This is a genomic window from Nocardioides sp. (assembly GCF_035703625.1).
Classification (GTDB): domain Bacteria; phylum Actinomycetota; class Actinomycetes; order Propionibacteriales; family Nocardioidaceae; genus Nocardioides.
The window spans coordinates 1-6692 of the sequence record NZ_DASSXS010000172.1; the positions used below are offsets into that span (position 1 = coordinate 1).

Consider the following 6692-nt stretch of genomic DNA (forward strand, 5'->3'; position numbering starts at 1 on the left):
GTCGTTCCTGATCAGCCTCGCGATGTTCATCGCGGTGCTCGGCCGGCCGGAGGATGACCGGCAGGTGGGCCAGAGCCTGTTCACCTGGTTCGAGACGAGCGACTTCACCGTCGGCTTCGACCTGATCTACGACCCGCTGACCGCACTGTTCCTCCTGTTGATCACCGGCGTCGGTTCGCTGATCCACGTCTACTCCGTGGGCTACATGGCGCACGACGAGCGGCGACGCCGGTTCTTCGGCTACCTCAACCTGTTCGTGGCCGCGATGCTGATGCTGGTCATGTCGGCCAACTACCTCGGCCTGTTCCTCGGCTGGGAGGGCGTCGGCCTCGCGTCGTACCTGCTGATCGGCTTCTGGCAGCACAAGCACTCCGCGGCCGCCGCCGCCAAGAAGGCGTTCGTGATCAACCGGGTGGGCGACATCGGGCTGTCCCTGGGCGTCGGGCTGATGTTCGTCACCTGGGGGACCACCGACTTCACCACCATCAGCGCGGCCGCCGGCGAGGCGTCCGAGGGCGTGCTCACGGCCCTGGGGCTGCTGCTGCTCCTGGCGGCCTGCGGCAAGTCCGCGCAGGTGCCGCTGCAGTCGTGGTTGCTGGACGCGATGGAGGGCCCGACGCCGGTCTCGGCGCTGATCCACGCCGCCACCATGGTGACCGCGGGCGTCTACCTGATCACCCGCTCGAACTTCATCTTCGACCTCGCGCCCACCGCGCAGACCGCCGTGGTGGTCGTCGCCGTGGTGACGCTCCTCTGGGGCGCGATCATCGGCTGTGCCAAGGACGACATCAAGAAGGTCCTGGCCGGTTCCACGATGAGCCAGATCGGCTACATGATGCTCGGCGCCGGGCTCGGCGTCGCCGGCTACGCCTTCGCGATCTTCCACCTGCTGACCCACGGCTTCTTCAAGGCCAACATGTTCCTCGGCGCCGGGTCGGTCATGCACGCGATGGACGACGACGTCGACATGAGGCACTACGGCGCGCTGCAGAAGATGATCCCGGTGACGTTCCTGACCTTCGCGATGGGATACCTCGCGATCATCGGGTTCCCGGGCTTCTCGGGATTCTGGTCCAAGGACAAGATCATCGAGACGGCGCTCGCCGAGAACTGGTTCGTCGGCGTCTGCGCCATCATCGGAGCCGGCGTCACCGGCTTCTACATGACCCGGCTGATGCTGATGACCTTCTTCACCGACAAGCGGTGGGCCAAGGGTCTGCACCCCCACGAGTCCCCGAAGGTGATGACCATCCCGCTGATCGTGCTGGCGGCCCTCTCCGTGCTGGGCGGGGTCATGCTCATCGGCGACTGGATCGTGACCTTCCTCGCCCCCGTCGTGGGTGAGGCCGAGCACCACGAGCCCCCGGTGCCCGCCCTGGTGGTCACGCTGATCATCCTCGTGGTGGTGGCGGCGGGGGTCGCTCTCGCGTGGTTCCTGGTCGGCAAGCGGGAGGTGCCCCGCGAGGCCCCCGCCAAGGTGTCGTTCGCGACCCGGGCCGCACGCGAGGAGCTCTACGGGAACGCCATCAACGACACCCTCGTGGTGAACCCGGGACGGCGTGTGGTCGGTGGCCTCGTCACCATGGACCGCGTCGGCGTCGACGGCGTGGTCGAGGGCGGTTCGGCCGCGGTCGGCGGGTTCTCCGGCGTCTTCCGCCGGGTGCAGAACGGCTTCGTGCGCTCCTATGCCCTGTCCGTGCTCGGCGGTGTCCTGCTCATCGTCCTCGCTCTCCTGGCGGTGAACCTCGCATGATCCACCCCATTCAGATGCTCACGTCGTTCCGCTTTGAACGGGGACCCCGGAAATGACCGAATTCCCCTGGCTGACCGCGCTCATCGCGGTCCCCCTGGTCGGCGCGTTCGTCACCGCGTTCCTGCCGCGCACCGCCCTGCCCCGGTACGCCGCCCTCGGCTTCTCCGGCCTCACCCTGGTGGGTGCGCTCGCCGTTGCCGCCGGGTACGACGCCGACGGAGGCATGCAGTTCGTCGAGCAGCACGAGTGGATCGAGGTCTTCGGCGCCAACTACGCCCTCGGCGTCGACGGCCTCGGGCTGCTGATGATCCTGCTGACCGCGGTGCTGGTTCCTCTGGTACTGGTCGCCTCGTCGCGGCACGCCGACGAGCTCGGCCGCTTCGACCACGTCGGCGCGGCGAGGTTCTCCGCCTGGGTCCTGGCCCTGGAGGCGCTGTCGATCGCGGTCTTCGCCGCCACCGACGTCTTCCTCTTCTACGTGGTGTTCGAGGCCACCCTGATCCCGGCGTACTTCCTGATCGGCGGGTTCGGCCGCGTCGGCCGCAGCCGCGCCGCGGTGAAGTTCCTGATCTACCAGCTCGCCGGCGGTCTGGTGATGCTGGCGTCGGTGATCGGGCTGTACGTCGTCTCCGCCCGGGCCGGCAACCCGTCGTACCTCATCTCGGACCTGGCCTCGATCGACATCGCCGAGACCACGCAGCGCTGGCTCTTCGCCGGGTTCTTCATCGCCTTCGCGATCAAGGCGCCGCTGTTCCCGGTCCACACCTGGCTGGCGGACACCACCGAGAAGGCCACGACCGGCACCAGCGTGCTGCTGGTGTGCGTGCTCGACAAGATCGGCACGTTCGGCATGATCCGGTTCTGCCTCGGCCTGTTCCCGGAGGCCTCGGAGTGGGCCACCCCCGCGGTCGTCGTGCTCGCGCTGATCTCGATCGTCTACGGCGCCCTGGTCGCCATCGGCCAGGACGACATCCTGCGCCTGATCGGACTCACCTCGCTGAGCCACTTCGGCCTGATCGTGCTGGGCATCTTCGTGTTCAGCAGCGAGGGCGGCAGCGGCGCGATTCTCTACATGGTCAACCACGGCCTCGCCACGGCACTGCTCTTCCTGGTCGCCGGCTTCCTGATCCGGCGCACGGGCACCCCGCTGATGAGCGGGATGCCGGGCGGGGTCGAGAAGGCCGCCCCGGTACTCGCCGGAACGTTCCTCATCGCCGGCCTCGCCGCCTGCGGGCTGCCCGGCCTCTCACCGTTCGTCTCCGAGATCCTGGTCCTCATCTCGGCGTTCGACTACGCCTGGTGGGCCGGAGCAGTCGCCGTGACCGCGATCGTGCTCGCGGCCATCTACGCGCTGTGGATGTACCAGCGCACCATGACGGGCCCGCCCGGGGCGGAGATCGCCGCCTACCCCGACCTCGACCGCCGTGAGGTGGGCGCGGTGGCCCCGCTGGTGCTGGCGCTGGTGCTGTTCGGCTTCTACCCGATGCCGATGCTCGACGTGATCAACCCGACCGTGGACACCACCCTGGAACAGGCGGGCGTCAGCGACGACGGACCGGTCGTGAGCCCCGAGGGTGACGCGGCGGCCGAGGAGGGCAACCACTGATGGAGTTCGTCAAGCCGCAGATCGAGTACGCCCAGCTGTGGCCCATGCTGGTCGTCTTCGGCGTGGCGTGCGCCGGCGTACTCGTGGAGGCGTTCCTGCCCCGGACCGCCCGCTACGTCGTCCAGACGCTGCTCACGCTGGCCGGCCTGGTGGTCGCGCTGGTCGGCACCTGCCTGGTCGCGGCGGACCTCCCGACGCTGGGTGACGGAGCTGCCCGCGGCCTGATCGCCGCCGAGGGCACGATCGCGGTCGACGGCCCGAGCGTGTTCCTGTGGGGCGTGGTCCTCGTCTTCGCGATCGGGGGCGTGCTGCTGTTCGCCGAGCGTCGCCTCGAGGGCGGCGTCACCGCGTTCGCCGGTCAGGCGGCGGCCCTCCCCGGCACCGAGGCCGAGCGTCGCGCCTCCACCGCCGGCATGGAGCACACCGAGGTCTACCCACTGGTCCTGTTCGCGGTCGGGGGGATGATGCTCTTCCCCGCGGCCAACGACCTGCTCACGATGTTCGTGGCGCTCGAGGTCCTCTCCCTCCCGCTCTACCTGCTCTGCGGGCTGGCCCGGCGCCGGCGCCTCCTCAGCCAGGAGGCCGCGCTGAAGTACTTCCTGCTGGGCGCGTTCTCGTCGGGCTTCTTCCTCTACGGCATCGCCCTGGTCTACGGCTTCGCCGGTTCGATGGAGTTCGGGGCGATCAACGAGGCGGTCCGCAACGACGTCGGCAACAGCTCGCTCCTGCTGATCGGCATGGGCATGCTGGCCGTCGGCCTGTTCTTCAAGGTCGGAGCCGCGCCGTTCCAGGCCTGGACCCCCGACGTCTACCAGGGGGCCCCGACGTCGGTGACCGCGTTCATGGCGGCCGCCACCAAGGTCGCGGCCTTCGGCGCCATCCTCAGGCTGTTCTACGTCGCCTTCGGCGCCGACCGCTGGAGCTGGCAGCCGATGATGTGGATCGTCGCCATCCTGACCATGGTGGTCGGGTCGATCCTCGCCATCGCGCAGTCCGACATCAAGCGGCTGCTGGCGTACTCCTCGGTGGCGCACACCGGGTTCCTGCTGACCGGCGTACTCGGGGTGCAGAGCGCGACCGAGCTCACCGAGGGACAGCTCACCTCGCTCCAGGCGGTGCTCTTCTACCTCGTCACCTACGGCTTCGCCACGCTCGGCGCCTTCGCCGTGGTCACCCTGGTCCGCGACTCCGGCGGCGAGCAGACCCACCTCTCCCGCTGGGCCGGCCTGGGCAAGGAGGCCCCGCTGGTGGCCGGCGTCTTCGCCTTCTTCCTGCTCGCCATGGCGGGGATCCCGCTGACCTCGGGCTTCGTCGGCAAGTGGGCGGTCTTCGAGGTCGCCCTGTCGGCCGGCGCCTGGCCGGTGGTGATCGCGGCGGTGCTGATGAGCATCGTGGCGGCGTTCTTCTACGTCCGGGTGATCGTGCTGATGTACTTCTCCGAGCCGACCGGCGAGGCCCCCAGCGTCGCCAGCCCCTCGGTGCTCACCGCAGCGACCATCGCCGTGGGCGCCGCTGCGACCCTCGCGATCGGCCTGATGCCGGGGCCGGTCCTCGAGCTGGCCGGCAATGCGGGACAATTCCTCAGGTGAGCAGCCCCAGCGCGCTGGCTCTGCCGGTCACCGACAGCGCTCTCGCCGACCGTCTGCGGGAGCGGATGGACGTGGTCGAGGACGCCCTGTCCGGACATGTGCGCAGCCGTGCGGGGTTCGTCACCGAAGCGGCCCGTCACCTCATGGAGGCCGGCGGCAAGCGCTTTCGCCCGCTGCTGGTCCTGCTCGCGGCCGAGACCGGTGACCATCCCGCCTCCTCCGAGGTCGTCACCGCGGCGTGCGTCGTCGAGCTGACCCATCTCGCCTCGCTCTACCACGACGACGTGATGGACGAGGCCGCCCTGAGGCGCGGCGCCGAGTCCGCCAACGCGCGCTGGGACAACCACGTCGCGATCCTCACCGGAGACTTCCTGTTCTCGAAGTCCTCCGAGCTGACCGCCGAGCTGGGCCCCGACGCGGTCCGCATCCAGGCCCAGACGTTCACCAAGCTGGTCGAGGGCCAGATCCTGGAGACGGTGGCGCCCGGGCAGGACGAGGACCCCCTGGCCCACTACCTCGACGTGGTCGCCGGCAAGACCGGCTCGCTGATCGCCACCGCGGCGCGCTACGGCGCCCGCTTCGGGGGTGCGTCCCGCGAGGTGGAGGAGGCGCTGACGGCGTACGGCGAGATCGTGGGCTCGGCGTTCCAGCTCTCCGACGACATCCTCGACATCGCCTCCGACAGCGTCGACTCCGGCAAGACGCCCGGCACCGACCTGCGCGAAGGGGTCCCGACCCTCCCGGTGCTGATGGCGCAGCAGTCGACCGATCCCGACGACGCCCGGCTGCTGGAGCTGCTGTCCGGCGACCTCACCGACGACGACCGGCACGCCGAGGCGCTCGACCTGCTGCGCAAGCACCCCGCCATCGACGAGGCGAGGGCCTACGTCGTCGCCCGTGCCCAGGAGGCCAAGGGCCTGCTGGAGGCGGTTCCGCAGGGCCCGGTCCGCGAGGCACTCGAGGCGTTCGCCGACATCGTGGCCACCCGCTCCGCCTGACCGTTGAGTTGGGGATTCCCGCTCGTCGAGTTGGGGATTCCCGCTCCTTGAATCGAGGCTTCGCGTCACCCGGACGGTTCGATACCCCCGTCTCAACGGTCTGAAACCCCCTACTCGTCAACGCTGGCTGTCTATCCTCGCGGCGTGACTGTCACCTGGGACGACGACTGCGACGAGGTCATCGGTGGAGACGCGGCGGTCGGCTTCGCCTCGGTCACGCCGGCGAGGGGCGTGGTGATCATGCCCATGGCCCCCGCTGGGCCTCCGCGACCGTGACGCGGGAACCGTCACGATCACCACGTCTCTGGGACTCCCCAAGAAGCTGGTCCGACTGCGCGAGAACCCCTCGGTCGCCCTGGCGTACCACGCGCGCGAGCACGGCGAGAGCAGCTCCCCGCTGTACGTCGTCGCCCAGGGAAACCGCGACGGTCGACCCCCGACCGGATCGAGCCTGGCTGGAGTCGATCACCCCGCAGTGGGAGCGCTTCCTCGGCCCCCGGAAGACCGGCGTCCTCGGGCGCCTGATGGACATCTACTAGTGGCAGCGCGTCGCCATTCGCATCCAGGTGAGCCGGGTGTTGGCCTACGACGGGACGACAGGGCCTCTCGGGTGATCGGGCCCGCCCTCCCGGTCGACGAACCCGACACCCATTCTGCGCTGACCGGCGGGACCGGAGCACCCGTGGACACCGGCAAGGTCGCCGCCCACCTTGACCGGCTCCCGCACTCGCTGCTCGGCTGGGTCG

The 6692-nt window shown here is 69.6% G+C and carries 5 protein-coding genes; all 5 read left to right on the forward strand.

Annotated features, from left to right (window positions below):
* On the forward strand, positions 1-1753 hold a 1753-nt coding region (gene nuoL / locus VFN12_RS08425; protein WP_325118195.1), incomplete at its 5' end, for an NADH-quinone oxidoreductase subunit L.
* A 52-nt stretch (positions 1754-1805) separates the two neighbouring features.
* Complete coding sequence (locus VFN12_RS08430; RefSeq protein ID WP_325118196.1) at positions 1806-3359, forward strand: NADH-quinone oxidoreductase subunit M; 1554 nt, start codon at positions 1806-1808, stop codon at positions 3357-3359.
* Positions 3359-4948, forward strand: coding sequence for an NADH-quinone oxidoreductase subunit NuoN (nuoN, locus tag VFN12_RS08435; RefSeq protein WP_325118197.1), 1590 nt, complete (start codon positions 3359-3361; stop codon positions 4946-4948). The genes VFN12_RS08430 and nuoN overlap by 1 nt, the downstream gene beginning before the upstream one ends.
* A 65-nt stretch (positions 4949-5013) precedes the next feature.
* Positions 5014-5946 carry a polyprenyl synthetase family protein gene (locus VFN12_RS08440; RefSeq protein ID WP_325118199.1) on the forward strand — a complete coding sequence of 311 codons (933 nt, stop codon included), beginning with the start codon at positions 5014-5016 and terminating at the stop codon, positions 5944-5946.
* Between the two features lie 144 nt (positions 5947-6090).
* Positions 6091-6222, forward strand: coding sequence for a hypothetical protein (locus tag VFN12_RS08445; RefSeq protein ID WP_325118198.1), 132 nt, complete (start codon positions 6091-6093; stop codon positions 6220-6222).
* Positions 6223-6692 lie beyond the last annotated feature (470 nt).